Raw genomic sequence first — 26,507 nt, forward strand, 5'->3', positions numbered from 1 at the left:
ACCGGGGGCGCGCACAACCCCCACGCGCTCCCCCTCGCTTCCGCTTGGCCAGTTCTCCGGGTCCATGTCAGCGGCATTGCCGGTATGAATTCCGGGTACTCGCAACGGAGCCGGTACACGTGGGTCTGGAGGGGGACTGCAGTGATCCGGGTGCTACTCGTCCACGACATATGTCTGTTCCGATGGGCGTTGACAGAAGTACTCGACCGGGAGAACGACATCGAGGTCGCCGCCGCCAGCACCCGCGACGCCGCGGAGCGGGCGCGTGCGACGCGGCCGGACGTCTGCGTCGTGGACGCGGAGAGCCCCGAACCGAACGGGACGGGGATATTACGCAAGTTGGCCAAACTCGCCAAAGCGAAAGGCCCGGTGAAATCACCGGCCCTGCTGGTGCTCGGCTCGGCGCACCGGCCGGGACCGCTGCGCCGGGCCTTCGAGGCGGACGCCCTCGGATACGTCGACAAGGAGGCGTCGCCGGTACAGCTGACCACCGGGATACGGCAGGTGGCGGCGGGAAAACGATTCATCGACGGATCGCTGGGCTTCGGCTTCCTCCAGGCCGCCGACATTCCGCTCACCCGCCGGGAGCTGAGCGTGCTGTCACTGGCCGCCGAGGGCTCCTCGGTCTCCGAGATCGCCGGCGTCCTGCATCTGTCGACCGGGACCGTGCGCAACTACATGTCCGCCATCACCCGCAAGACGGGAGCCCGCAACCGCGTCGACGCCATCCGCATCTCGCGCGGGGAGGGCTGGCTGTAGCGGCGCGGCGGCAGCGGCGCCGCCCGGCCCCTCGTGGGCCCACCCGCCGGTGAGTTCGCGGTAGAGCGCGGACCGTCGCAGCAGGTCGCCGTGGCGGCCCGTCCGGGCGTGCGTACCGTCCATCACCAGCACCCGTTCGGCCCGCAGCGCCGAGCTGATGCGGTGCGCGACGACGATCAGCGTGCCGCCGGGGCGGGCCGCGAAGGCCCGTTCGGCGCGGGCCTCGGCCGCCGGGTCGAGGTGGCAGGTCGCCTCGTCCAGGACGACCAGCGGCGCGGGGGCGAGGTAGGCGCGGACCAGGGCGATCAGCTGGCGTTCACCGGCGGACAGTTCGGACGGTACGAGCGTGCCGTCCGGCCCGCCCAGCCGCGCCAGCAGCACCCCCGCGCCGATCTTCTCGGCGGCGGCCAGCAGGTCCGCGTCCGAGCCGTCCCGGTCGCCCTGGCCGTCCGTACACAGGTAGCGCACGTTCTCCCGCACGGTGCCGGAGAAGACGTACGCCTCCTGCGGCACCAGCACCCGGTCCGCGACGGCGGGCCGGCGGACCTCGCCGCTGCCGGGCTCCAGCAGGCCCGCGACCAGCCCGGCCAGGGTGGACTTGCCGATGCCGCTCGGGCCGACGACGGCCAGGTGCCCGCCGTCCGGCACGGTCAGGTCGAGATCGCGGAACACCGGGTCGGCGTGCGGGCCGTACGCGAAGGTCACGCCGCTGAGTTCGACGGCGGTCCCCCGGTGGGGCGTCATGTGCGGCCGTGCGCCGTCCGGTCCGGCCGCCGGCTCGGCGGTGAGACGGCGCAGCACCACGCCGAGGCGGGTGCCGGAGGTGCCCAGCCCGTGCATCAGGCTGTGCAGCGCGGGCAGCAGCGACTGCGTGAGATACGCGAGCGCGCCCACCAGCGCGCCGGGCGTCACCCCGCGGCCGAGCAGCCAGGGCGCGCCGAGCAGCAGCAGGACGATCGGCAGCCGTCCGCTGATCCCGAGGGCGAGCACCCGGCACATGCTCCACCGGGCCAGCGCGGCCGACGCCCGCTGTTCGGCGTCGAACCGTTCGCCCACCGCGTCCGCCACGGTCCGCTCCGCGCCGGCCGCGGTGATGTCGCGGAGCCCGCCGACCGCCGCGCCGGTCTCCTCGGCGATCGCCTCGTCCGCCGCGAGGAACGTCTCCTGGCGGCGGGCCATCGGCCGCAGCGCCCAGCCGAACAGGCCGAGTCCGAGCAGCAGCGGCGGCAGCACCAGCAGCAGGAGTACGGGGGCGAGCGAGCACAGGCCGGCCAGCGCTCCGGCGGTGACGAAGACGAACGAGCGGGAGACCAGCACCAGCCCGGCGAAGGTGTCGCGGGCGATCTCCACCTGGTGGGTGAGCCGGGAGACCGCGGCTCCGTCGGGCGCGTACAGGGCGCGGCGGACGACCTTGCGCACCAGGCTGTCGCGCAGCGGTTCCACCAGGTCGGCCACGGCCCCGTAGACCCGCGCGGTGCCGTAGGCGCCCGCACCGACGCAGACCGCGGCGGCGGCCAGCCAGCCGACGCCGACGGCCGGCGCGCCGCGCAGGAACCCGTCGTCCAGGGCGCGGGCCAGCGCGAATCCGAACAGGAAGGTCTGCGCCGACTCGACCAGCGACCAGCCCGCGAGCCTGCCCAGGACCCGGCGACGCCGTTTGAGGAAGCGCGGCCCGGAGCGGCGCAGAGGCTCGCCGGGAACGGTCCCGTGCGGCGCGGTCTTCCCTGCCGCGGCTCCGCGCCGCTCGGCCGGAACGGCTTCAGGCATGCGCGGCCTCCTTGGGGGCGGTGGCGAACAGTGCCCGGTAATCGGGCAGTTGCCACAGCTCGGCGTGCGGCGCAAGGGCGCGAATTCGTCCGTCGTCGAGCCAGGCCACCAGGTCGGCTCGGGCGGCGGTGGCCGCGCGGTGGGCGACGACGATGCGGGTGGCGGCCTTCACGTCGCGCAGCAGGGCGCGGGTGACGTGCAGTTCGGTGACGGTGTCCAGGCTGGACGTGGCGTCGTCGAGGATGAGCAGCCGCTCGGCGTGCGCGAAGGCCCGCGCCAGGCCGAGGCGCTGCGCTTCGCCGCCGGACAGGGGCGCGTCCGCGCACCGGGTCGCGTACCCCTCGGGCAGGCGGTGGATGAAGGGGGCCGCGCAGGCGGCCTCGGCGGCGGACTCCAGTTCGGTCTGGCCGGGTGCGTACGAGCCGAGCGCGAGCGTGTCGCGGAGGGTGGCGCCGAGGACCGCCGGGCGCTCGAAGGCGTAGCCGACCGCGCGGCGCAGGGCGTCGTGTGTCAGGTCGGGCAGCGGTACGTCGTCCAGGACGACGCTGCCGGAGTCCGGGTCGGCCAGCCGTCCGGCGACCGCGGCCAGTACGGACTTGCCGGTGCCGGAGCGGCCGACGACGGCGACCGAGGTGCCGCCGGGCACGGTCAGGTCCAGGCCGCGCAGCACGGTGCGGTCGCCCCGCGTCACGGTGACGCCGTGCAGTTTCAGCGTGCCGTCGCCCGCGCCGAGGGGCCGCCTTCCGTAGTGCATCGCCGGGACGTCCAGGGCCTCGGCGATGCGCCGGGCAGCGGCGCGGGCGTGCACGAGGGTGTTCAGCTGGCCGACGATCTGGCCGATGCCGGTGGCCAGGGCCGCGTACCGGGACGCGGCGAGCAGGCCGCCGATGGTCATCTCGCCCTGCGCCAGCCGGGCACCGGCCACGCACAGCACGGCGATCTGGAGCAGCGGGACGAGCATGGCGGCCTGCGCCGTGGACCGGCCCAGGACCTCCCACATGCGGTGGCCGTGCCGGGCGAGGCCGGGCAGCGGGGCGAGGATGCGGGCGGCCTCGCGGCGCCGGGTCCCCGCGGCGGCGATCGTACGGGCGCCGCCGACCGCTTCGACGAGGCGCTTCGCCATGTCGCCCTGGTGCTCCTGGTAGCGCACGACGCAGTCGCCGGTGGCCCGCGCGAAGGCGCGCAGCAGCAGGGCCAGCAGGGGCATGCCGAGGAGGAAGACGGCGGCGGTCCACAGGTCCACGTACGCGAGGGCGATCAGCGCGCCGACCGGGGTGATCACGGCGGCGAGCGAGGCCGCCAGGGCGGTGGGCGCGGTCCCGGCGTGGGCGGCGTTGCCGACGACGCGGGTGACCAGGTCGCCACTGCCGTACCGCTCGGTGGCGCGCGGCCCGGCGGCGAGGAGGTGGTGGGTCAGGCGCCGCCGTACCCAGGCCGTGCCGCGGGCGTCGGTGATGCCGGTGAGCAGACCGTCGAGGGCGTCCAGCAGGACGATCAGACCGGTCAGGACCGCGCAGAGGACGAGCCAGGGGGCGGCCGGGCGGTGGGCGAGGAGCAGGTCGAGGGTGTGCCCGAGGGCACCGGGGAGGGCCAGGCCGAGCCCGGCGGACGCGACGGTGAGCAGCAGCAGCGCGGTGGCGCGCGGGGCGCTGTGGCGCAGGGCGCCGCCCAGCAGCCGGTCGGCGGGGGTGACGGTCACAGGCTCTCCCACGACAGGTGTGCGTGCGGCCCACGCACGGGCCGCACGCACGTCCGGATCACAACTCCCGGATACGGGCTACCGGTTCAGGCATTCCGGTAGGTGCGCAGTCCTGTCAGAGACACAGCAGGACGCTGGCCTGGCTCGCGCAGAGCGTCAGGCTGACGTGGCTGCCGCCACCGCCGCCGCCGTGCTCGGGAGCGTCCATCGCCTGCAGGTCGAGAAGCGCCATGACACTTTCCTTTCACTTATGGGGACGTTGTTGTGCAGGTGTTGCTGGTGTTGCTGCGGCTCCGGGCGGACGGGTCGCCCCGCGATGCCCGGGTTTACGGCTCCGGCACACGGCCGGAGCCGGTCTCAGGGCCGCCGGTGCTCCTCCTCGGAGGGCGGCGGCGGGAGGAAGGGCAGGTGGACGGGCCGGTCGTGCAGGGCCGCGCCCAGGCCCAGGAGGACGCCGGCGGACCCGGTGGCCAGGTCCATCGACAGACGCATCATCTGGTCGCCGGGGAAGGCGAGGTGCTTCCGGTAGGGCATCGCGTACCACCCCAGGCAGGAGATCTGTACGGCCAGTTCGCCGTCGAGGTCGGCGGCCGGTGTGGTGGTCCGCGCCAGGTGCAGGACGCATCCGGCGCGGCCCCGGAAGAGGCCGGGCTGTACGTAGAAGCGGGCCGTCGCGGCGGGCAGGATCGCGGTGCGCGCCCGCTCGAACTCCTCGTCCGCGCGGTGCCTCAGGTAGTCGTCGAGGACCGTGGCGATGCCGACGCTGCCGCCGCCGAGATACGGCATGGTCCGCCAGCCCTCGTCCACGACCAGGGCGCCGTCCTTGTCCCGTACGCAGCGCGCCAGGTCACGGCGGAGCGCCTCGGCCGCCATGTCGAGCAGCCCGGCGTCACCGGTGGTCTCGTACAGCCGCAGGAAGAGCAGGGCGGGTCCGGTGGCGCCGCGCAGCAGGCCCGCGCGCTTGCCGCAGGCGTCGAGCCGGTCGGCGGCGTGCCCGGCGGCCTCCAGGGCCCGTTCGCGCAGTTCGCGTTCGCCGCGGGTGCGGGCCAGGTCCTCCAGGGCCAGGCCGACGCCGGCCAGGCCGCCGTTCAGGTCGGGCGCGAGGCGGTGCCACTTCTCGGCGAGGACCTGTTCCAGCAGCTGCGTGGCGCGCTCCTGGTGGCCCAGCCGGTCCAGGACCCAGGCGACGCCGGACAGCCCGTCGTAGAAGCCCAGCGGGGTGCCGGGAGGGGGCGGGGCGGTCTGCCGCAGCAGCCATTCCTCGCCTTCCTCGTACCGTCCGGCGCCGGTCTCGGCGAGGGCGTGGAGCACGCCCGCTGCGCCGTGCGCGATGCCCAGGCCGCCGCCGTCCGAGAACTGGGCGATGTCGCCGGGGAAGAGCCGGTCGGTGCGCTCGGGGGTGGCCGAGGCGAGGATGCCGCGGACGAGGGAGTCGCGGCTGTGCGGCCAGTCGGCGGGCTCGGCCGGGAGGTAGGGCGCGGCTTCGGTGCGCCGCTTCGCGGTCCTCGGTTCGGCGCAGGCGGCCGCGCCGGCTGCGTCTGGTGCCCCCTGGATCACCTCGACCGCCCCGGCCAGGAACTCGGCCGGTACGTCGGGGAATTCGTGGGCCACGATCTCGGCGAGGTGCGCGGCCTTGTCCCGGTCGAGCACCAGCAGCGAGGTCATCGGCAGGAACAGGGCGAGCCGCAGACAGGCGAGGGCGTAGCGGTCCACCTCGACGCCGATGCGGTCGGCGGGCGCCATGAAGCCCGGGTGGGCCAGCGTCTGCCGCAGCTTCGCGCCGTCCACCGCCGCGGCCTCGAAGTCCAGCAGCCGTACGCCGCGTTCGTCGGGCGTGACCATGATGTTGAACATGTGCAGGTCGTTGAAGACGACGCCGTGGCGGTGCAGGACGGCCACCGTTTCCTCGACCGCGGCGTGGATGTCCAGCGCCCACCGGGTGTAGTCGGCGAGCCGCTCCGGGCTCGGAGAGGCCGAGGTCAGCGGGTGCCGCTCGGCGAAGAAGGCGTTGAGGGTGCGCCCCTCCAGGAAGTCCATGACCAGGAAGCGGTGGTCGCCGAGGAGGAACCAGTCCCGGACCTCCGGCGCGACGCCGCTCCCGGACAGCTTCTCCAGGGCGGCCCGTTCGCGCTCCAGGCGGGTCACCGCGTCGGCGCCGTCGGCGGCCAGCCCGGCGTGCGGACGCGCTTCCTTGAGGACCACCTTGTCGCCGGTGCGCCGGTCGCGCCCCAGGTAGACGCCGCCTCCGTTGGAGAAGTGCAGCGCCGACTCGATCTGGTACGGCAGGTCCGCGACGGTGGTGGCGTTGCGGGCGGCGAGCTGCGGGGCGAGGAAGTCCGGCAGCGTCACCCACTCCGGCGGGCTGAAGCGCGGATCGCGCCGGTCGGGCACCAGCTTGCCTTCGGGGTTCTCGATCGCCCCGACGAGGCTGCCGTGTTCGTCGACGCAGAAGCGCCGCGCGAAGCCGCCGTAGCGTACGTACAGCGGGCCGTCGTTCCACCGCAGGTCGGTGAGGATGTACGGGCCCGGCTGGCCCTCCAGCAGCGCGCCCAGCTCGCGCAGTATGGTGTGCAGTTGGCGCTCGTCCGACGGGTAGATCGTGGCGAACTTGCCGCTGCCGCCGCGGTCGGCGTACTTGGAGTTGCGCATGTGCATCGGGCGTGGCCCGGGCACGAACTTGAACGGGATCAGCCGGTCGACGCAGTAGTCCCATACCTGGGAGGCCGTCTTCTCGGCGTTCTCCATGCAAGCCGAGACATGGATCTTCCAGCCCTGCGGGGGCAGTTCGGGGTGCGGCTGTCCGTCGGCGTCCACGGGGTTGACGTGAAGCCAGTCCCCGGAGAGGAAACACCGCCACCCTTCGGGAACTGCGCGCTGGGCCGCTTCGTAGAGGGGGCTGCCACCGGAGGTGGTTCCGTTGCCGGCGGACAGACGGTCCGGGGTCTCGTAGAAGAGTCTGTCGGCGAGACAGTACACCTCGTACCGTTTGTCCATCGTCTCCCCCCTCGGCGGCGTGGCATCGAGATTTCCACGCCGCCGGGGAGCGTTAACAGTCACAGATGTCATGAGGTAACTGTGAGAAGTTCACGGGTTACCAACGGTACGCACCGGTGGGCGCAGGCGGCTCTGCCGTGGCGCCCAGCGGGGACGTCCGTGAACCGGCCGCTCACTCCTCCGGCGGGAAGACGGCTTCCCCCGTACGGGCGTCGGTCACGCTGATGGCCTCGACGGGGCAGCCCTCCGCCGCCGCCAGCACGTCGTCGGACGCGGCGCACTCGGGCCGTACGGGGTGCGACTGGCGGGCCGCGTCCAGTTCGAAGCCGCCGGGCGCGGTGGCCACGCACATCCCGGAGCCGATGCACACCCCCCGGTCCACCTCCACGTGCCAGCGGGGGCCCGCCTCTTCGGGCGCGCCCTCGCCGGGCCCCGCCGGACCGTCCGTACCGCTCATCCTCGCCTCACCCCTCCGTCGGCAGATGGATCGTCTTGTACTCCAGGTACGCGCCGAAGCCCTCGGGCCCGAACTCCCGCCCGATGCCGGAGTTCTTGTAACCGCCGAACGGGCCGAGCATGTCGATGCTGAAGGTGTTCACGGAATAGGTGCCGGTGCGCACCCGCCGCGCGATGTCGACGCCGTGAGGGGTGTCCGCGGTCCACACCGAGCCGGACAGTCCGTAGTCGGAGTCGTTGGCGATGCGCACCGCCTCGGCCTCGTCCTCGTACGGCAGCAGGCAGAGCACCGGGCCGAAGATCTCCTCGCGGGCGATCCGCATCGCGTTGGACACCTCGCCGAACACGGTCGGCTCCACGTACCAGCCGCTGTCCATGCCCTTCGGCCGCCCGCCGCCGGTGAGGACCTTGGCGCCCTCCCGCTGCCCGATCCCGATGTAGTCCAGCGAGCGCTGCCGCTGGCGCCGGGCGACCAGCGGGCCGAGCTCGGTGGCCGGGTCCAGCGGGTTGCCGACGCGCAGGGCGCGGGCGGCGGCGACGAACCGTTCGGCGGTCTCGTCGTAGCGCTCGCGCGGCACCAGGACGCGCGACTGGGCCACGCACGCCTGCCCGTTGACCAGCCAGGCGAACGGCGCGATGCCCGCCACCGCGGCGTCCAGGTCGGCGTCCGGCAGGATGACGGCCGCCGACTTGCCGCCCAGCTCCAGCGTCACCCGCGTCAGGTTGCGCGCCGCGACCTCCATGACGCGCCTGCCCGCCGCGACCGACCCGGTGAACGCCACCTTGTCCACGTCCGGATGCCCGACCAGGTACTCGCTCACCTCCCGGTCCGCCGGGAGGATCGACAGCACACCCGGCGGCAGCCCCGCCCCGCTCGCGATCTCCGCCAGCAGGTAGGCGTCCAGCGGCGTCTCGGGCGACACCTTGAGCACCACCGAGCACCCGGCCAGCAGCGCCGGCGCCAGCTTGGCCGCCGCGGTGAACTGCGGCACGTTCCACGGCACCACGGCCGCCACCACGCCGACCGGCTCCCGCCGCACCAGCAGCGGCCCGAGCGCCCCTGCCCGGCGCTCCTCGTACGGGAAGTCGCGCGCCACGGTGATCGCCGCGTCCCAGACCATCATCGCGGCCAGCGCCTGCACCATGACGGCGGAGGTGTACGGGGTGCCGTTCTCGGCGCTGATGACCCTGGCGATCTCCTCGCTGCGCGCCGCGAAGGCGTCCTTGATCCGCGTGACCACCGCGATCCGCTCGTCGAGCGGGGTGTCCGCCCACACCCCCGAGTCGAAGGAGGTACGGGCCGCGGCGACGGCGCGGTCCACGTCGGCCCGCGAGGCGTGCGGCACCCGGCCGATGACCTGCTCGGTGTGCGGCGAGACCACCTCGATGGTGCCGCCGTCACCGGCCGGGTCGGCGAACTCGCCGCCGATGTAGAGCCGTTCGTGCTCGACGAGTGCGCTCATGACTGCCGCCTCCTGCGGGTGGGCCGGGTCGGTGGGCACGGTGTGCGGGTTCACGGTGAGCAGTTCGCGGTTCGCCGGTGTTTTCTGACGCTCCATCAGGACTGATACCAGTTCCAGTTATGCTGGGCAATGCCCGGCACGGGGCGCGGCCCGGCCGCGCGGAAGCGGAGGTGCGGCGGATGACGGCAGCGGCCCGGACCGGGGCGGCGGAGGCCGGGCCCCGGGTGACCGACCACCGGGGCGGCGTGTGGTCGATCGCCGTCCCCATACCGGACAACCCGCTCGGCCACACCCTCGTCCACCTCGTGGAGACCGGCCGGGGGCCGGTCCTCGTGGACACCGGCTGGGACGACCCGGACGCCTGGGACACCCTCACCGCCGGGATCACCGCCTGCGGCTTCGACGTCACCGACCTGCACGGCGTCCTCATCACCCACCACCACCCCGACCACCACGGCCTGTCCGCCCGCGTCCGGGAGGCGTCCGGCGCGTGGATCGCCATGCACGCCGCGGACGCCGACGTCGTCCGCCGCACCCGGGAAGCCGAACCCGGCCGGTGGCTCGACTACCTGATCACCAAGCTGACCGCGGCCGGGGCGCCCGACGGCCACCTCGCACCGCTGCGGGCGGCGCGCGCCGAGGGGCGGGTGCGCGGCCTCCCCGGGCAGCGGGCCGCGCTGCCCGACCGCGAGATCACCCCCGGCGCCCTCCTCGACCTGCCCGGCCGCCGCCTGCGCGCCGTGTGGACACCCGGCCACACACCCGGCCACGTGTGCCTGCACCTGGAGGAGGACCACCCGGCGCAGCGGCCGGGCCACGGCCGCCTCTTCTCCGGCGACCACCTGCTGCCGGGCATCAGCCCGCACATCGGGCTGTACGAGGACCCGGACGACGCCACACCCACCGACCCCCTCGGCGACTACCTGGCCTCCCTGGAACACGTCGCCCGGCTCGCGCCCGCCGAGGTGCTGCCCGCCCACCAGCACGCCTTCACGGACGCGGCCGGCCGGGTGCGCGAACTGCTCGCCCACCACGAGGAGCGCCTGGCCGGGCTGCGCGCGCTGCTCGCCGTACCGCGCACGCCCTGGCAGCTCGCCGAGGCCATGGAGTGGAACCGGCCGTGGGAGCGCATTCCGTACGGATCGCGGAACATCGCCGTCTCGGAGGCGGAGGCCCATCTGCGGCACCTGGTCCGGCGGGGGCTGGCGGAGGCGGTTCCCGGGTCGGAGCCGGTGACGTACCGGGCCGTGTGAGGACCGGGCGGTACGGGGTGCGCACGTGCCGGGCCCGTGCCCGGGACACCCGTACCCCGCCGGTTAAGGTGTGCGAGACAATTTCATCCCGTGCCCGATCGGGGGAAGCCGGTGGAAATCCGGCGCTGACCCGCAACCGTGATCCGGGACGTACGGCGTCCGCACGCCGGCCGGCCGCCGGGACCGCGTACCGGTCCCGCCCCGGCCGTCCGCACACCACCCGTACGCCCGGCGAGCCGGAGCACCCGCTGGGGCACGACCAAGGCTCCCGCCACCGCAAGGCCGCGCCTCCTCGCGCGGACGCCCGGTGCGCGGCACCGTCGAGGTATGCGGAGCTGAGCCCGGTGCCACCGCGGCCGATCACCGGATCGGCGGGCGGCTGGGCGTCCGAGTGCGGCTGCGCACCCCACGCAGACCCACCGCGGCACCCACCGCACGAACCGACCGGAGAGGCACCGACCCGATGGCCACCACGGCTTCCCAGGCCCCCCTGGCTCCCAGGGCTTCCACGGCCCCCACCCGCGCCGCCCTGGCGCGCCGCGCCGCCGCGGCGCTGGCCACCGCCGCCGTGCTGTGCGCGGCCGGTGCCCCCGTGGCGGTCGCCGACGCGCCCGCGCCGGACGCCCGGGCGTCCAAGCTGCCGGACGGGCTGTACGGCACCAAGGACCCGCAGTACGACGGCGTCTGGCGGCAGTCGCTGGCGCTGCTCGCCCAGCGCACCGTCGGGGTGCGCCCGTCGGTGACGGGCGTCGACTGGCTCGCCGGGCAGCAGTGCTCCGACGGCGCCTTCGCCGCCTTCCGCGCCGACCCGGGCAAGGCGTGCGACGACAAGACGATGCGGGACACCAACCAGACCGGTGCCGCGGTGCAGGCGCTGGCCGTGCTCGGCGGGCACGACGACGCCGTGCAGAAGGCCGTGAAGTGGCTGAAGTCGGTGCAGAACGACGACGGCGGCTGGCCCTCGATGAGCGGCACGCCCAGCGACGCCAACTCCACCTCGGTGGTCATCGGTGCCCTCAAGGCGGCGGGCCTGAAGCCGGAGTCCGTCAAGAAGGGTGACAAGTCCCCGTACGACGCGCTGGTCTCCTTCCAGCTGGGCTGTGACGCGAAGGAGGGCGAGCGCGGCGCGTTCGCCTTCCAGCCCAAGGACGGCAAGCTGGCCCCGAACGCGGACGCCACGGCAGCCGCCGCGCTCGGCGGGCTGGGCCAGGGCTTCCGCGTCGACCCGGCCGGCAAGGACGTCAACGAGCCGGTCACGCCCCTGAAGTGCCCGGGCGGCGACCAGAAGCCGGACGCGAAGCAGGCCGCCGGGGCCGGCGCCGCGTACCTGGTCGCGCAGCTCGACGCGAACGGCCAGCACCTGAAGTCCGCGATGCCCGGCGCCGGGGACCAGCCCGACGTGGGCAACACCGCGGACGCCGTGGTGGCGCTCGCCGCGGGCTCGCACGGCGAGGCCGCGCAGAAGCCGCTGAAGTGGCTGGAGAAGAACTCGGCGGACTGGGCCGAGCAAGCAGGTCCCGCCGCGTACGCGCAGCTGGTGCTGGCCGCGCACGCCGCGGGCGGCGACCCGCGCCACTTCGGCGGCGCTGACCTGGTCGCCCAGCTCAACGCCACCGGCCCGAAGCCGGCCGGCAGCTCCGCGCCGTCCGCCGCCCCCGAAAAGGACGCGCAGGACCAGAACGAGCAGGGCGCCGGCGTGTGGTGGGTCTTCGGCATCGTCTTCGTCGCGTGCGTCGGCATCGGGTTCCTGATCAGCGGCCGCAAGAAGAAGAACGACAACTGATGCGACGCTCGCCACGGTCCCGCTCCGCCCGCCTCCTCGGCGCCCTGGCCCTGGCCGGTACGGTCACGGCCCTGGGCGCCGCGCCCGCCCAGGCCCAGGACTACCGCTACTGGTCCTTCTGGGACGGCCCGGCAGCGGGCGCCTCGGCGTCCAAGGACGGCGGCTGGTCGTACGCGACCGAGGGCCCGGCCACCTCCCGGCCCCGGGACGGTGCCGTGGCGGGCTTCCGCTTCACCGTCAGCGCCGGCTCGGCCGAGGCGAGCAAACCGCGCCGGGTGGCGGACTTCGCCGCGATCTGCGCGAAGACGCCCGCCGAGGACGGCAGGAAGCGCGTGGGGCTGGTCCTCGACTTCGGTACGAAGGCGGAGGCGCCGCGCGGCGAGACACCGCCGGACATCCGTACGGAGTGCGCGCGGCTGCCGGAGGACGGCACGGTCGGCGACGCGCTCGCCGCGGTCGCGGGTCCGTTGCGGTACGACGCGAACGCGCTGCTGTGCGCGATCTCGGGGTATCCGAAGGCGGGGTGCGCGGAGAAGGCGGAGCCGGGGGCGGGGGCCGGTTCCGGCTCGGGCTCGCCGGAGCCCGGGGGCTCCGGGAGCGCGTCCGCCGCCGGGAAGCAGGCGGACGGTGACGACTCGGGCGGTCCCTCCGCCGGGCTGATCGGCGGCATCGCGGCCGTGGTCGTCCTCGGCGTGGCGGCCGGGTGGCAGGCGCGCCGCCGCCGCGGATGAGCGCCCTCGCGCCCCGGGCCACCCGCTCCACCGCGCTGCACGCCGGCGCCTGGTGGCTGTGGGCGCTGGGTTTGGCCACCGCCGCGTCCCGGACCACCAACCCGCTGCTGCTCGGCCTGCTGATCGGGGTCGCGGGGTATGTCGTCGCGGCGCGCCGCACGGACGCGCCGTGGGCCCGCTCGTACGGCGCGTTCCTCAAGCTGGGCCTGCTGGTGATCGGCATCCGCCTGGTCTTCGCGTTCTTCCTCGGCTCCCCCATCCCGGGCACGCATGTGCTGGTCACGCTGCCGGAGGTGCCGCTGCCCGAGTGGGCGCGCGGTGTGCGCATCGGCGGCCGGGTCACCGCCGAGGCCATGCTGTTCGCCTTCTACGACGGGCTGAAGCTGGGCACCCTCCTCATCTGCGTCGGCGCCGCGAACGCCCTCGCCAGTCCGGCGCGCCTGCTGAAGTCGCTGCCGGGCGCGCTGTACGAGGCGGGCGTGGCGGTCGTCGTCGCGATGACGTTCGCGCCCAACCTTGTCGCCGACGTGCAGCGGCTGCGGGCCGCGCGCCGACTGCGGGGCCGCCCGGACCGCGGTTTCAAGGCGCTCCTCCAGGTCGGGCTGCCGGTTCTGGAAGGCGCGCTGGAACGCTCGGTGTCGCTGGCCGCGGCCATGGACGCGCGCGGCTACGGCCGTACGGCACAGGTCCCGCCCGCCGTACGGCACACCACCACCGCGCTCACCCTCGGCGGCCTGCTCGGAGTCTGCGCCGGCACGTACGGGCTGCTGGCCGACACGGGTGCGGCGTACGGCCTGCCGGTGCTGCTGGCCGGGCTGGCCGCGGCGCTCGGCGGGCTGTGGCTGGGCGGGCGCCGCTCCGTACGCAGCCGCTACCGGCCCGACCGGTGGGGCGTGCGCGCCTGGCTGGTGTCCGGGTCCGGCGTCGCGGTGGCCGCCCTGATGATCTGGGCGAACTCCGCCGACCCGGCCGCCCTGCACCCGCCCGCCGTACCGCTCACCGCGCCCGTCCTCCCGCTGTGGCCCGCGGCCGGTGTGCTGGTGGGGCTGCTGCCGGCGTTCGTCGCACCGCTGCCGCCGCGGGCGGAGCAGCCGGTGGAACCCGCGGAGCCCCTGGAGCCCTTGGAGAAGGCAGCCGGGCGGGTACGGGCAAGGAAGTCACCGGCGCCGGGCGCGCCGGGCGCGAAGCCGCACACGAAGGAGTCCCCCCAGTGATCCGCTTCGACCAGGTGTCGGTCACCTACGGGGACGCCGCCGAGCCCGCCGTCCAGGGCATCGACCTGACCGTGCCGGAGGGCGAACTGTGCCTGCTCGTCGGCCCGTCCGGCGTCGGCAAGTCCACCGTGCTGAACGCCGTCTGCGGGCTCGTACCGCACTTCACCGGCGGCACCCTGCACGGCCGCGTCACCGTGGCCGGGCGCGACACCCGCACCCACCGGCCGCGCGAACTCGCCGACGTCGTCGGCACCGTGGGGCAGGACCCGCTCGCCCACTTCGTCACCGACACCGTCGAGGACGAACTCGCCTACGGCATGGAGTCGCTGGGCCTGGCCCCGGACGTGATGCGGCGCCGCGTCGAGGAGACCCTCGACCTCCTCGGCCTCGCCGACCTGCGCGACCGCGCCATCACCACGCTCTCCGGCGGCCAGCGGCAGCGCGTCGCCATCGGCTCGGTGCTCACCACCCACCCCAAGGTGCTGGTCCTGGACGAGCCGACCTCGGCCCTCGACCCGGCCGCCGCCGAAGAGGTGCTCGCCGTACTGCAACGCCTGGTGCACGACCTCGGCACCACGGTCCTGCTGGCCGAACACCGCCTGGAGCGCGTCGTGCAGTACGCGGACCAGGTCATCCTGCTGCCCGCCCCCGGCGCGCCGCCGATCATCGGCGCACCCGCTGACATCATGGCCGTCTCCCCCGTCCACCCGCCGGTGGTGGCCCTGGGCCGCCTCGCCGAGTGGTCGCCGCTGCCGCTCTCCGTACGCGACGCCCGCCGCAAGGCGTCCTCGCTGCGGGAGCGGCTGGTGGGGGTGGAGCCGGGGGGTACGGGGCTGGAAGCCGCGGGCCGGAACGGCGCCGGGCCGGAGACGGTCGGTACGGAGACGGCCGGTGCGGACGCCGCGTCCGAGGCCGGGGCCGACGCCGGGGCCGGTTCTGCCGGGAGCGGTGGCGCCCGTAAGCGTCTGGGCTGGTGGCGGCGCCGGGAGGCCCGTACCGGTGCTGACGCGGGGGCTGCCCCCGGCGCACGGCCCGCGCCGGCCCCCGCCCCGCTCCCCGTCGCCGCCGACCGGCCCCTCGCCGCCGAGGCCGTGGGCCTGTCCGTACGGCGCGGCCGGATCGACGCCCTGCACCGCGTCGACCTGGCCGTACGCGCCGGCGAGACCATCGCCCTCATGGGCCGCAACGGCGCGGGCAAGTCCACCCTGCTCGGCACCCTCGTCGGCATGCACGAGCCCGCCGCCGGCTCGGTGCGCGTCGGCGGTGCGGCGCCGCACCGCACCGGCCCGCGCACGCTGCTGCGCCACGTCGGCCTCGTACCGCAGGAACCGCGCGACCTCCTGTACGCGGACACCGTCGCCGCCGAGTGCGCCGCCGCCGACCACGACGCGGACGCCGCCCCCGGCACCTGCCGGGGCCTGGTCACCCGGCTGCTCCCGGACGTGGCCGACGACACCCACCCGCGCGACCTCTCCGAAGGCCAGCGGCTCGCCCTCGCGCTGGCCGTCGTGCTCACCGCCCGCCCGCCGCTGCTCCTGCTCGACGAGCCGACCCGCGGGCTGGACTACGCGGCCAAGGGCCGTCTCGTACAGCTGCTGCGCGGGCTGGCCGCCGAGGGGCACGCGATCGTCCTGGCCACCCACGACGTCGAGCTGGCCGCCGAACTGGCGCACCGCGTCGTCATCCTCGCGGACGGCGAGATCGTCGCGGACGGCCCGACCGCCGAGGTCGTCGTCTCCTCGCCCGCCTTCGCGCCGCAGGTCGCCAAGGTGCTCGCGCCGCTCCCCTGGCTCACCGTCCCCCAGGTCGCGCACGCGCTGGAGGCGACGGCATGACCCGCCACGGCATGACTCGTCACAGCACGGCCCCCCACAACGGCCGCGACCGGCGCACCGCGGCGGACCGGCAGGTGCGGGCCGTACGGCTGGGGCCGCGGTCCGTCGCCGCGCTCGTGCTCATCTCGGTCATCGGCGTGATGGCCTTCGGATGGCCACTGCTGGCCGACTCCTCCTCCGGGCTCGCGCACTCCAAGGACGCGCCGTGGCTGTTCGCGGCCATGCTGCCGCTGCTGCTCGCCGTCGTCGTGGCCACGATCGCCGACACCTCGGCGGCCTCCGCCACCCGCGGCACGCCCAGCCTGGACGCGAAGGCCATCGCCATGCTCGGCGTCCTGGCCGCCGCGGGCGCCGCGATGCGCCCGCTCGGCGCGGGCACCGCCGGCATCGAGCCGATGTTCTTCCTGATGGTGCTGGCCGGGCGGGTACTGGGGCCGGGCTTCGGCTTCGTGCTCGGCTCGGTGTCGATGTTCGCCTCCGCACTGCTGACCGGGGGCGTGGGGCCGTGGCTGCCGTTCCAGATGCTGTCCATGGGATGGGTGGCGATGGGCGCGGGGCTGCTGCCGGGCCCGGACCGGCTGCGCGGACGCCGTGAGCTGGCCATGATCGCGGTGTACGGCGCGGTCTCCGCCGTCCTGTACGGCCTGGTCATGAACCTCCAGGGCTGGCCGTACATCGGCGGCATGACCTCCGGCGTCTCGTTCGTACCGGGCGACCCGCTGCCCGACAACCTGGCCCGCTTCGTGGCGTACTGCCTGGCGACCTCCCTCGGCTGGGACCTGCCCCGCGCCGCGGTCACCGTGATCCTCACGCTCACTCTGGGCGGCACCCTCCTCAAGGCCCTGCGCCGGGCGACACGGCGGGCGGCTTTCGACGTACCGGCGGCGTTCAGCACCCCGCAGCCCGAGGCCGGGCGGGGGCCGGTATCGGAAACACCGTCTCCGGACGCTGCCAAGTAATCGTGGGCGGCGCCGCGGGTACGGCCCCCAGCCGTACGCGCCCGATCCCCGCACCAGCTCCGTCAGCCGTAGTGCCCACCTGCGGGCTGAGCCCATTACGCCCCCCGTGCAACCCCACCCCCCTCCTGTGACCTCACGCACAGGACTTCCGTCACATACGACGGCCCTTCGTAGACCCGGCACCGCCCGCGACCCGCTCCCCGTCGGGCCACCACGGGCAGGACTTTCCACCCCGCATGCGAGATCCACTAGTACGAGCGGGTATTGCCACGCCCCCCGACCACTTCCCAGGGTGGATGTGTCGCCGAGAGCAGCGCACCTCTCCTCCCCCCGGGTGCGCCCTCGGCGACCCCCTTGCCCCCGACGGAAGGCTTCCCCTCCCGTGAGCGTCACCTCGTCCACGATCACCCGCCGTCTCGCCGCCCACAAGAAGGCCGCCGTCGCGGCCGGCGCCGTCGCCCTGGGCGCCTCGGCCGCGGCCTTCGGCGCCACCCCGGCCCAGGCCGCCACCCCGGCCCAGGCGCCGTCCGCCGCGACGGCGAGCGACGCGAAGGCCGCGGCGCACAAGCTGATCCCGGACCAGGCGCAGTACCAGTGCTTCAGCAACATCGTCGAGCGTGAGAGCGGCTGGGACCCGACCGCCACCAACCCGTCCAGCGGCGCCTACGGCCTCGTGCAGGCGCAGCCGGGCTCGAAGATGGCCTCGGCCGGCCCGGACTGGAAGACCAATCCGGAGACCCAGGTCAAGTGGGGCCTGGACTACATGAACTCGACCTACGGCAGCCCCTGCGCCGCCTGGGACTTCTGGCAGTCCCACAACTGGTACTGAGCCGGCACGGACCAGCACCGCACATCCGCACAGCGCGAAGCGGCCGACGCCCCTGGCGTCGGCCGCTTCGGTCTTCCCGGTCTTCCCGGTCTTCCCGGAAGGACCTCAGTCCGCGTCCGCCCGACGGGCACGGAACCACGTCACACCGACCAGTGCCGCGGCGATGTAGATCACCCCGGCGGCGGTGGTCACCGACTCGACGTACTGCTCGTAGCCGTCCGCGCGCAGCTCGACCGCCAGGAAGCCCAGCGCTGTGCCAAGCCCCGCGAGCGCACAGATCAAAGCCGCGAAGGGGGGCTTTGCCAATTCCATCTCCTCCAAAAGTGAGCCGACCCGGACGCCGCACGAGTGTACGTAAGGGCGTTTCAGCCAGCCGCGCCTACCCGGAGGGCCCGCGTCAAAACCCCGCCCCTCAGCTGCCGGTGGCCCCGTCGATCCGCTCGCGCAGCAGGTCCGCATGGCCGTTGTGCTGGGCGTATTCGGCTATCAGGTGGACGAGGACGCGGCGCAGGGACACCGGGTCTCCCGTACCCGCGTGAACACCCGTCGCGTCCAGGGACGGGGCGGCGGCCACGATGGCGCGGGAGTGCTCGCACTGCTCGCGCCAGAGCGCCAGGGCCTGTGCCGGGTCGCCGGACAGGTCGTCGAAATCCTGGTCGGGGTCCTCGTCGGAGTAGTGGAGCATCGGGACCTTCTCGCCCGCGAACTGGATGTGGAACCACCACCGTTCCACCCCGGCGAGGTGCCGTATCAGCCCGTGCAGGCTCATCCCGGACGGTGGCACCGACCGCTCCGAGAGCCGGTCGGCGGGCAGCCCCGAGCACTTCAGCCCGAAGGTGGCGCGATGCCACTCCAGATAGCCGGTCAGGATGTCCCGCTCGTCACCCACCAGCGGCGGACGCTGCCGCGTGCCGCCGTCGGCCGCCCACGCCGGCGCGTAGTGCACCGGCGGCGACACGGCCGGCGGTCCCCCTGCCTGAACCCCTGATTCGGTCATGAGCCGAGTGTGGCAGGGACCACTGACAACGCCCCCGAGCCGGCAGGGCGGCACCCCATCCCTTTCGTCGCACTTGTGATCCAATTACGGGATGAATGACACAAGTTGCGGACCGATTGGGGAACGCGGCGAGCAGGACCGGACGAGCGCGTCGCTGGGGCCGCTGGCGTGTGTCGACGGCCACTGGGTGGTGGGGGACTGCTTCCGGCCGGGCGGCCTCTGGCTGGAGTTCCGCCCCGACGGCATCTATCAGCACGCCCGTACCCCCTCCGACGAACTGCTGATTCCCTGGCCCAGGATCATGCTGGGCATCGGCTTCTCGCTGGGCGGCAAACACCCGCACCACGGTTCCGTGAGCCCGATGGGGACGATCGGCGGGCTTCCGGGCCCCTGGCAGGGGGTCGGCCGCGGTTATCTGCACATGACGCTGCGCCACCCGTACGAGGACTGGCTCGCCCCCTTCAACCGCCACCCCCACCGGTACCCCATGACCGAACTGGCGCTGTTCGAAGCGCTGCTCGGGCGCACCGGCGCCGCCAAAGAGCTGCACCGGCTCGGCGACGCGGAGTGGCTGAACCGCGCGGTCGGCCTGCTGAAGCGGCAGCGGCCCCGGACGGGCCGCGCCGTGCGCCAGGTGATGGGCGAGATCCTGGAGGAGGCGTGAGCCCCAGTCCCTCACAGCCGCTGGATGATCGTCCCCGTGGCCAGCCCCCCGCCCGCGCACATCGTGATCAGTGCGAACTCCTTGCCCGTACGCTCCAGCTCGTGCAGTGCGGTGGTGATCAGCCGGGCGCCGGTGGCGCCGACGGGGTGGCCCAGGGCGATCGCCCCGCCGTTGACGTTGACCTTCTCCAGGTCCTGGTCGAAGACGCGGGCCCAGGACAGCACGACGGACGCGAACGCCTCGTTGATCTCGACCAGGTCGATGTCCTTCAGGGACATCCCGGCCTTGCCGAGCACCGCCCGCGTGGCGTCGATCGGCCCGTCCAGGTGGTAGTGGGGGTCGGCGCCGACCAGGGCCTGCGCGACGATCCGGGCCCGCGGCCTGAGTTTGAGCGCGCGGGCCATCCGCTTGGACGCCCACATCACCGCGCAGGCCCCGTCCGAGATCTGCGAGCAGTTGCCCGCCGTGTGCACGGCGGTCGGCATGACCGGCTTGAGGCCGGCGAGCGCCGCCATGCTCGTGTCGCGTAACCCCTCGTCGCGGTCGGCCAGCCGCCACATGCCCTGCCCGGCGGCCTGCTCCTCCTCCGTGGTCGGCACCTGCACCGCGAATGTCTCGCGCTTGAAACGCTCCTCCGCCCAGGCCGCCGCGGCCCGCTCCTGCGAGAGCAGCCCGAGTACGTCGACGTCCTCGCGGGTCAGCCCCCGGTTGCGGGCGATCCGTTCGGCGGCCTCGAACTGGTTGGGCAGGTCGACGTTCCACTCGTCCGGCCAGGGCTTGCCAGGGCCGTGCTTGGAGCCGCTGCCCAGCGGCACCCGCGACATCGCCTCCACCCCGCACCCGATGCCGATGTCGATGACGCCGCCCGCGACCATGTTGGCGACCATGTGGTTGGCCTGCTGCGAGGAGCCACACTGGCAGTCCACGGTGGTCGCCGCGGTCTCGTACGGCAGGCCCATCGTCAGCCAGGCGGTGCGTGCCGGGTTCATGGACTGCTCGCCGGCGTGGGTGACCGTGCCGCCGACGATCTGTTCCACGCAGTCCGGCTGGATGCCGGTGCGGTCGAGCAGTTCGCGGTAGGTCTCGCCGAGCAGGTAGGCGGGGTGGAGGTTGGCGAGCGTGCCGCCGCGCTTGCCGATCGGGGTGCGTACGGCTTCGACGATGACGGGTTCCGCGGCCATGACTGACTCGTCCTCTCCTCGCGTCCCGCAGGACGTCCCGGCCCCCCGACGACAGAACTGGTACGCGTTCTAGTTCCCTGGACAGTCTCTTTGAGCCGCGACCGGAGGCGCAAGGGTGCTGCACGGGTCTTCCGCGCCCAACGGGCGGCGCCCGGCGCCGGTTTGCGCCGCGCGCCCCCTTGCCACGTATAGAACTCGTTACTACCTTCACGCAGTGAGCTGACGGCCCGTCAGGGCCGGCCGATCGCCGGTACTCACCGATCCGTACCGGTACGGGTACCGGGCCGGACCAGAGCTGGAGTCGCCGAGATGCCATGCCCCGCGCTGCCCGACGGGTTCGACTTCACCGACCCCGACGTCTACCAGAGCCGTGTACCGCTGCCCGAGTTCGCGCGGCTGCGGCGTACCACCCCCGTCTGGTGGAACGCCCAGCCGCACGGCATCGCCGGGTTCGACGACGACGGGTACTGGGTGGTGACCCGCCACGAGGACGTCAAGGAGGTCTCCACCCGGCCGGAGGTCTTCTCGGCGAGCACCAACACCTCGATCATCCGGTTCAACGCGGCCATGACCCGCGACCGGATCGACGTCCAGAAGCTGATCATGCTGAACATGGACCCGCCGGAGCACACCCGGGTCCGCCAGATCGTCCAGCGCGGCTTCACGCCCCGCGCCATCCGCGCCCTGGAGGACGCGCTGCGCACGCGCGCGCGGACCATCGTCGCCGAGGCGCGGCGCAAGGAGTCCGGCGACTTCGTCACCGATGTCGCCTGCGAACTGCCCCTCCAGGCCATCGCCGAGCTGATCGGCATCCCCCAGGACGACCGGGCCCGGATCTTCGACTGGTCGAACAAGATGATCGCGTACGACGATCCGGAGCTGGCCATCACCGAGGAGGTCGGCAGCACCGCGGCGGCCGAGCTGATCTCGTACGCGATGAACCTGGCCGCGGCCCGCAAGGAGTGCCCCGCCCGGGACATCGTCAGCCGGCTGGTCGCGGCGGAGGACGAGGGCAACCTCGCGTCCGACGAGTTCGGGTTCTTCGTCCTGCTGCTGGCCGTCGCGGGCAACGAGACCACGCGCAACGCGATCACGCACGGCATGCACGCGTTCCTGACGCATCCCGACCAGTGGGAGCTGTACAAGCGCGAGCGGCCGCGGACCACGGCCGAGGAGATCGTGCGCTGGGCGACGCCCGTCGTCTCCTTCCAGCGCACGGCCACCCAGGACACCACCCTGGGCGGCGCGCGGATCGGCAAGGGGCAGCGCGTCGGCCTCTTCTACGCCTCCGCCAACCACGACCCCGAGGTCTTCGAGCACCCGGAGACGTTCGACATCACCCGCGACCCCAACCCCCACCTGGGCTTCGGCGGGGGCGGCCCGCACTTCTGCCTCGGCAAGTCGCTCGCCGTCCTGGAGATCGACCTGATCTTCCAGGCCATCGCCGACGCGATGCCGGACATCGCCCTCGCGGGCACCCCGCGCCGGCTGCGGTCGGCGTGGCTCAACGGGGTGAAGGAGCTGCGGGTCCGGTACGTGTAGCGGCGCACCGGCCCGCCCCGGGTCCCGCGGCGCTTTTGCGCCTCCTGTGGTTCCTTCGGTCCTCAACCTTGCCAACGGCTACTGGCAGACTTACATTCAACTCGCCAGTAACACCGGCCAGTTCTCCACAGCCTTCACGTGATCCCCACGTGTCCCCACATCCTGGCCCGGTGCCGGCATCTTCCCCCACAACTCTCGGCAGCGCGATCCACCGCACTTCGAAGGGGACCACTCTCATGAAGGACGCACACGGCAGACATGTCACGGGGCGGGTGAGCTGGCGCAAGTTCGCCGTGCTGTCCGTCCCGGCCTTCGCCGGGACCGCCGCACTGGCCATCGCCCTGGCCAACGGCGCGCTGGCGGCCTCGTTCGCCGTCTCGGGCCAGCAGTTCAAGGTGTCCGCCGCCTCCCTGGAGGGCGACGGGTTCGCCCAGTACGGCGGCGTCGACCAGAACGCCCGGGGCGACCTGCTGCCGGTGGCCGTGACCGCCATCAAGAAGGCCGACCTGCACAAACTGTGCCAGTCGGTGGTCACCACGCTGCCGGTCATCGGCGACATCTCGCTCAACCTCACCGCGGGCGGCGGCAAGACGCCGGTCAAGGCGACCGACCTCTTCGTGGACGCGACCCAGCTCTCCGGCAACGCGTCCTTCAACAACATCGAGATCGGCCGGGACGCCTCCACCCTCGACAAGGGCCCCGCGACCGCGCAGGGCATGCAGGACCTGTTCGCCCAGCAGGCCGACGACGTCAGCATCACCAACCTCAGGCAGACGGCCTGGGCGACCAACGCCGGCACCTTCCGGCTGTCCGGCCTGAGCATGAAGATCTCCAAGGGCAAGAAGGAATGCTTCTGACCGGGCAGGGCACCTGGCGGCGCGGGTGGGCGGCCTGGCGCCGCTGGCGCAAGGGCCGTCCCTTCTGGGGCGGACTGGCGGCCGTCGTCGCCGGTGCGGAGATCTGCGCCATCCCGCTCGCGCCGCTGAAGGTCATGCTCCAGCAGGGCATCGCCGGGATACCGTCCGTCCTGATGGGCCTGGTGATGATCCTGATGGGCCTGTCCGCGTGGTTCGCGCCGCACTACCGGGGGCTGGCGGGCGTCCTGACCGTCCTGGTCTCCGCCGCCGCGCTGGTGATGTCCAACCTCGGCGGATTCCTGTTCGGCACCATCGTCGGCATCCTCGGCGGCGGCCTGATCTTCGCCTGGCAGCCCCGTCCGCTGCCGGAACCGGACGCGGACGGCGCCCCGGCGGAGACGGAGCCGTCCGACGGCGGGGCGGCGCCGTCCCCCACGCAGCCCCGCGGCTGACCTGCGGGCCGGGCCACACCGGCCGGGCCGTACGCGTACGTCAGGGTCGTCGTACGCGTACGGCCGGACCGCCGCACCGGTACGGCCCGGCGGTGGCGCCCGCACGGCCCGGCTTCTCGTACCCGTACGGCCCCGGCCCTCGTACCCGTACGCCCAGTTCGCCGCACCCTTGCGCAACCTCCGCACCCCCCTCAACCCGCAGGTGCCGCCGCGCCCAGCGCCGGCCCCTGCGCGGCCCCTCCGTACGGGCGGGGCCACCGCACCACTCCACCGCTCGCAGAAGGAGATTCGCGATGACGCACAGACCCGCACGCTCTCGCGCAGATCACTCCCGTGCCCGGCGGCCGCGCGCCCTGCTCGCCGCCGGTACGGGAATCCTCGCGACCGCGTCCCTCTCCCTGGCCCTGACCGGCTCGGCCACCGCCCAGCCGACCGGGGCGCGGCCCGCCGCCGGTTCCACCACCGTCACACCGGCCGGGCACGCCTACGCCGCCGACCTCAGCGGCAAGGCCACCTTCAAGGCCGGCTCGGTGACGGTGACCTGCACCGTCTCGCACGCCGCCGGCCAGGTACCGGACGCCCCGGGCAACACCAACGCCTCGGGCCCGGTCAGCAGCACCCTCTCGGCGCCCACCTACAGCTCGTGCACCACGAGCATGCCGGGCGTCAGCGCCACCATCCAGACCTCCGGCGACTGGGGCGTGTCCATGCAGCACGGCGCGCCGAGCACCGCCGGACTGACCATCCCGACCGGTGGTTTCGTCCTGAAGACCAGCGGTCTGGCCAGCTGTACGGTGACCGCGGCGCCCACCGCCGCGGCGACGGTGAACGGCGCCTGGACCAACGGCGCGCCGTCGAGCCTGGTGTTCACCAACGCCGCCGTGCCGGTCAAGGTCGTCGGCGGCTTCGGCTGCCCGACCAGCGCGACGACCTCGCTGTTCAACGCGACGTACAAGGTCGCGGACACCACCGACCCGGCGTCGCAGATCACGGTCACCGAATGACGGCCGGCACCGTCTGACGGCCGTCACCCGTTGTCCGGCCGTCCGGCCGTTGCCCTCACCCGCCGGTGAGGGCAACGGCAACCGTCACCACGCCGCTCACCAGCACCACCGCCGCGGCCAGGAATGCCGTGACGAGCCTGCGCCGCAGTTCCCGGTACACGCCCTCGTACTCGGCGCGCAGTTCTCCACTGCGGGCCGCTGCCCGACGGAGATATGCGCGGGAGATCTCCAGCTGGTCGGCCTGGTACTGCCGCTCGACCTCCGCGCGTTGCGCCCGCGTCAGCCACGGCAGCCGGTCGCCGAATTCCCTGGCCCTGGTGCGTGCCCGGTCCTTCTCGGCCTCCCAGAGCAGAAACCCCTCGATCTCGTTGATCGCCTCGGCCGTGCTCACCGGTGTACCACCGCTCATACCAGCGCACCTCGTTCCTTCTCCCGGCCCAGTTCGGGGGCCCCGACCTCGGGATGGTGCAGGTCGAAGGCCGGGGATTCGGAACGGATACGGGGCAGGGCGACGAAATTGTGGCGGGGCGGCGGGCAGGAGGTGGCCCATTCCAGCGAGCGGCCCCAGCCCCACGGATCGTCGGCCGTCACCTTCTGCCCGTACTTCGCGGTCTTCCAGACGTTGTAGAGGAACGGCAGTATCGACAGGCCGAGGACGAACGAGAAGATGGTCGAGACGGTGTTGAGAGCCGTGAACCCGTCGGCGGCCAGGTAGTCGGGAATGCGGCGCAGCATGCCTTCGGCACCCAGCCAGTGCTGGACGAGGAAGGTGCCGTGGAAGCCGGCGAACAGCGTCCAGAAGGTTATCTTGCCGAGCCGTTCGTCCAGCATCTTGCCGGTGAACTTCGGCCACCAGAAATGGAATCCCGCGAACATCGCGAAGACGACCGTGCCGAAGATGACGTAGTGGAAGTGGGCGACGACGAAATAGGAATCCGTGACGTGGAAGTCCATCGGCGGGGAGGCCAGGATGACGCCGGTCAGACCGCCGAAGGTGAAGGTGATCAGGAAGCCCACGGCCCAGAGCATCGGTGTCTCGAAGGACAGCGAGCCCTTCCACATCGTGCCGATCCAGTTGAAGAACTTCACCCCGGTCGGCACCGCGATCAGGAACGTCATGAACGAGAAGAACGGCAGCAGGACGCCGCCCGTGGCGTACATGTGGTGGGCCCAGACCGTCACGGACAGTCCGGCGATGGAAATGGTCGCGGCGATCAGGCCGATGTAGCCGAACATGGGCTTGCGGGAGAAGACCGGGATGACCTCGGAGATGATGCCGAAGAACGGCAGCGCGATGATGTACACCTCGGGGTGGCCGAAGAACCAGAACAGGTGCTGCCAGAGCAATGCGCCGCCGTTGGCCGCGTCGAAGACGTGCGCCCCGAATTTACGGTCCGCCTCCAGCGCAAAGAGGGCCGCCGCCAGTACGGGGAAAGCCAGCAGGACGAGCACGCCGGTCAGCAGCACGTTCCAGGTGAAGATCGGCATCCGGAACATCGTCATGCCGGGGGCGCGCATACAGATGATGGTGGTGATGAAATTGACCGCGCCCAGGATCGTGCCGAAGCCGGACAGCGCAAGTCCCATGATCCACATATCGCCGCCGATCCCCGGGGAATGCACGGCGTCGGAGAGCGGGGCATAGGCGAACCAGCCGAAGTCGGCCGCGCCCTGCGGCGTCAGGAATCCGCCGACCGCGATCAGCGAGCCGAAGAGGTACAGCCAGTACGCGAACATGTTCAGCCGGGGAAAGGCGACATCGGGCGCGCCGATCTGCAACGGCATGATCCAGTTCGCGAAACCGGAGAACAGCGGCGTCGCAAACATCAGCAGCATGATCGTGCCGTGCATCGTGAACGCCTGGTTGAACTGCTCGTTCGACAGGATCTGGTGGCCGGGCCGGGCCAGCTCGGCGCGCATCACCAGCGCCAGCAGACCGCCCACGCAGAAGAACGCGAACGAGGTGATCAGGTACAGCGTGCCGATCGTCTTGTGGTCGGTGGTCGTCAGCCACTGCACGGGGGACTTGTCGACGGGGGACTTGGACTTCATGCCCCGTAGGTGTCCG

The 26,507-nt window shown here is 73.1% G+C and carries 23 protein-coding genes, 1 pseudogene and 1 riboswitch; of the genes and pseudogenes, 13 read left to right on the top strand and 11 right to left on the bottom strand.

Annotated elements, in window-relative coordinates; all coding sequences use genetic code 11:
- Window positions 1-84 precede the first annotated feature (84 nt).
- Window positions 85-675: pseudogene (locus ADK86_RS44850) on the top strand (response regulator transcription factor); the annotation flags it as partial.
- On the opposite strand, the gene ADK86_RS28905 reads toward ADK86_RS44850, so the two are convergent.
- The 6 genes from ADK86_RS28905 to ADK86_RS28930 form a co-directional block, all read right to left on the bottom strand.
- Complete coding sequence (locus ADK86_RS28905) at window positions 601-2,526, bottom strand: ATP-binding cassette domain-containing protein (protein ID WP_078952327.1); 1,926 nt, start codon at window positions 2,524-2,526, stop codon at window positions 601-603. The pseudogene ADK86_RS44850 and the gene ADK86_RS28905 sit on opposite strands and share 75 nt — an antisense overlap.
- Window positions 2,519-4,225 carry an ABC transporter transmembrane domain-containing protein gene (locus tag ADK86_RS28910; protein ID WP_053699255.1) on the bottom strand — a complete coding sequence of 569 codons (1,707 nt, stop codon included), beginning with the start codon at window positions 4,223-4,225 and terminating at the stop codon, window positions 2,519-2,521. The genes ADK86_RS28905 and ADK86_RS28910 overlap by 8 nt, the downstream gene beginning before the upstream one ends.
- Before the next feature lie 115 nt (window positions 4,226-4,340).
- Window positions 4,341-4,457 carry a SapB/AmfS family lanthipeptide gene (locus tag ADK86_RS28915; protein ID WP_030588438.1) on the bottom strand — a complete coding sequence of 39 codons (117 nt, stop codon included), beginning with the start codon at window positions 4,455-4,457 and terminating at the stop codon, window positions 4,341-4,343.
- A 125-nt stretch (window positions 4,458-4,582) separates the two neighbouring features.
- Window positions 4,583-7,219 (bottom strand): class III lanthionine synthetase LanKC, encoded by a 2,637-nt coding sequence (gene lanKC / locus ADK86_RS28920; RefSeq protein ID WP_053699256.1) that lies wholly within the window; start codon window positions 7,217-7,219, stop codon window positions 4,583-4,585.
- 172 nt (window positions 7,220-7,391) lie between these two features.
- Window positions 7,392-7,676, bottom strand: a complete 285-nt coding sequence (locus tag ADK86_RS28925; protein ID WP_053699257.1) for a ferredoxin — start codon at window positions 7,674-7,676, stop codon at window positions 7,392-7,394.
- A 7-nt stretch (window positions 7,677-7,683) separates the two neighbouring features.
- A complete protein-coding gene (locus ADK86_RS28930; RefSeq protein ID WP_053699302.1) occupies window positions 7,684-9,138 on the bottom strand; it encodes an aldehyde dehydrogenase in 1,455 nt (484 codons plus the stop codon).
- A 179-nt stretch (window positions 9,139-9,317) separates the two neighbouring features.
- Between ADK86_RS28930 and ADK86_RS28935 the strand changes: the two genes are divergently transcribed.
- From ADK86_RS28935 to ADK86_RS28965, 7 genes are all read left to right on the top strand, one after another.
- Window positions 9,318-10,391 (top strand): MBL fold metallo-hydrolase, encoded by a 1,074-nt coding sequence (locus ADK86_RS28935; RefSeq protein WP_053699303.1) that lies wholly within the window; start codon window positions 9,318-9,320, stop codon window positions 10,389-10,391.
- Between the two features lie 102 nt (window positions 10,392-10,493).
- Window positions 10,494-10,576, top strand: a riboswitch (cobalamin riboswitch).
- Between the two features lie 278 nt (window positions 10,577-10,854).
- Window positions 10,855-12,174: a prenyltransferase/squalene oxidase repeat-containing protein gene (locus tag ADK86_RS28940; protein ID WP_078952328.1), complete on the top strand. Its 1,320-nt coding sequence runs from the start codon at window positions 10,855-10,857 to the stop codon at window positions 12,172-12,174.
- Complete coding sequence (locus ADK86_RS28945; RefSeq protein ID WP_053699258.1) at window positions 12,174-12,905, top strand: SCO2322 family protein; 732 nt, start codon at window positions 12,174-12,176, stop codon at window positions 12,903-12,905. Before ADK86_RS28940 ends, ADK86_RS28945 begins: the two co-directional genes overlap by 1 nt.
- The gene (locus ADK86_RS28950; protein WP_053699305.1) at window positions 12,902-14,119 is read left to right on the top strand and encodes an energy-coupling factor transporter transmembrane component T; all 1,218 of its coding nucleotides are present in this window, start codon (window positions 12,902-12,904) and stop codon (window positions 14,117-14,119) included. The genes ADK86_RS28945 and ADK86_RS28950 overlap by 4 nt, the downstream gene beginning before the upstream one ends.
- A complete protein-coding gene (locus ADK86_RS28955; protein ID WP_053699259.1) occupies window positions 14,116-15,954 on the top strand; it encodes an ABC transporter ATP-binding protein in 1,839 nt (612 codons plus the stop codon). Before ADK86_RS28950 ends, ADK86_RS28955 begins: the two co-directional genes overlap by 4 nt.
- A gap of 11 nt (window positions 15,955-15,965) precedes the next feature.
- Window positions 15,966-16,913: an ECF transporter S component gene (locus ADK86_RS28960; protein ID WP_199834493.1), complete on the top strand. Its 948-nt coding sequence runs from the start codon at window positions 15,966-15,968 to the stop codon at window positions 16,911-16,913.
- 382 nt (window positions 16,914-17,295) lie between these two features.
- On the top strand, window positions 17,296-17,742 hold the full coding sequence (locus tag ADK86_RS28965; RefSeq protein ID WP_053699260.1) for a transglycosylase SLT domain-containing protein: 447 nt from the start codon (window positions 17,296-17,298) through the stop codon (window positions 17,740-17,742).
- 105 nt (window positions 17,743-17,847) lie between these two features.
- Here ADK86_RS28965 and ADK86_RS28970 read toward each other — a convergent pair whose 3' ends face one another.
- Together ADK86_RS28970 and ADK86_RS28975 are read right to left on the bottom strand one after the other, a co-directional pair.
- Complete coding sequence (locus ADK86_RS28970; RefSeq protein ID WP_106982250.1) at window positions 17,848-18,054, bottom strand: SCO3870 family protein; 207 nt, start codon at window positions 18,052-18,054, stop codon at window positions 17,848-17,850.
- A 100-nt stretch (window positions 18,055-18,154) separates the two neighbouring features.
- Window positions 18,155-18,739 carry a DinB family protein gene (locus tag ADK86_RS28975; protein ID WP_053699261.1) on the bottom strand — a complete coding sequence of 195 codons (585 nt, stop codon included), beginning with the start codon at window positions 18,737-18,739 and terminating at the stop codon, window positions 18,155-18,157.
- Window positions 18,740-18,830: 91 nt separating this feature from the next.
- On the opposite strand from ADK86_RS28975, the gene ADK86_RS28980 reads away from it, so the two are divergent.
- Window positions 18,831-19,403 carry a hypothetical protein gene (locus ADK86_RS28980; RefSeq protein ID WP_053699262.1) on the top strand — a complete coding sequence of 191 codons (573 nt, stop codon included), beginning with the start codon at window positions 18,831-18,833 and terminating at the stop codon, window positions 19,401-19,403.
- 11 nt (window positions 19,404-19,414) lie between these two features.
- Here ADK86_RS28980 and ADK86_RS28985 read toward each other — a convergent pair whose 3' ends face one another.
- On the bottom strand, window positions 19,415-20,584 hold the full coding sequence (locus ADK86_RS28985; protein ID WP_053699263.1) for a steroid 3-ketoacyl-CoA thiolase: 1,170 nt from the start codon (window positions 20,582-20,584) through the stop codon (window positions 19,415-19,417).
- Between the two features lie 309 nt (window positions 20,585-20,893).
- Here ADK86_RS28985 and ADK86_RS28990 point away from each other — a divergent pair, with 309 nt between their 5' ends.
- The 4 genes from ADK86_RS28990 (at window position 20,894) to ADK86_RS29005 (ending at window position 24,439) form a co-directional block, all read left to right on the top strand.
- Entirely contained in the window at window positions 20,894-22,126 is a 1,233-nt protein-coding gene (locus ADK86_RS28990) for a cytochrome P450 (RefSeq protein ID WP_053699264.1), read from the top strand.
- A 236-nt stretch (window positions 22,127-22,362) separates the two neighbouring features.
- Complete coding sequence (locus ADK86_RS28995; RefSeq protein WP_030588486.1) at window positions 22,363-22,983, top strand: DUF6230 family protein; 621 nt, start codon at window positions 22,363-22,365, stop codon at window positions 22,981-22,983.
- Window positions 22,974-23,435, top strand: coding sequence for a DUF6114 domain-containing protein (locus ADK86_RS29000; RefSeq protein ID WP_053699265.1), 462 nt, complete (start codon window positions 22,974-22,976; stop codon window positions 23,433-23,435). The genes ADK86_RS28995 and ADK86_RS29000 overlap by 10 nt, the downstream gene beginning before the upstream one ends.
- Before the next feature lie 293 nt (window positions 23,436-23,728).
- Entirely contained in the window at window positions 23,729-24,439 is a 711-nt protein-coding gene (locus ADK86_RS29005; protein WP_053699266.1) for a hypothetical protein, read from the top strand.
- A gap of 55 nt (window positions 24,440-24,494) precedes the next feature.
- Here ADK86_RS29005 and ADK86_RS29010 read toward each other — a convergent pair whose 3' ends face one another.
- A complete protein-coding gene (locus tag ADK86_RS29010; RefSeq protein WP_053699267.1) occupies window positions 24,495-24,848 on the bottom strand; it encodes a hypothetical protein in 354 nt (117 codons plus the stop codon).
- The gene (gene ctaD / locus ADK86_RS29015; RefSeq protein ID WP_053699268.1) at window positions 24,845-26,491 is read right to left on the bottom strand and encodes a cytochrome c oxidase subunit I; all 1,647 of its coding nucleotides are present in this window, start codon (window positions 26,489-26,491) and stop codon (window positions 24,845-24,847) included. The genes ADK86_RS29010 and ctaD overlap by 4 nt, the downstream gene beginning before the upstream one ends.
- Window positions 26,492-26,507: the final 16 nt, after the last annotated feature.

It is taken from the genome of Streptomyces sp. NRRL F-5755, from assembly GCF_001279365.1.
Lineage (GTDB): Bacteria > Actinomycetota > Actinomycetes > Streptomycetales > Streptomycetaceae > Streptomyces > Streptomyces rimosus.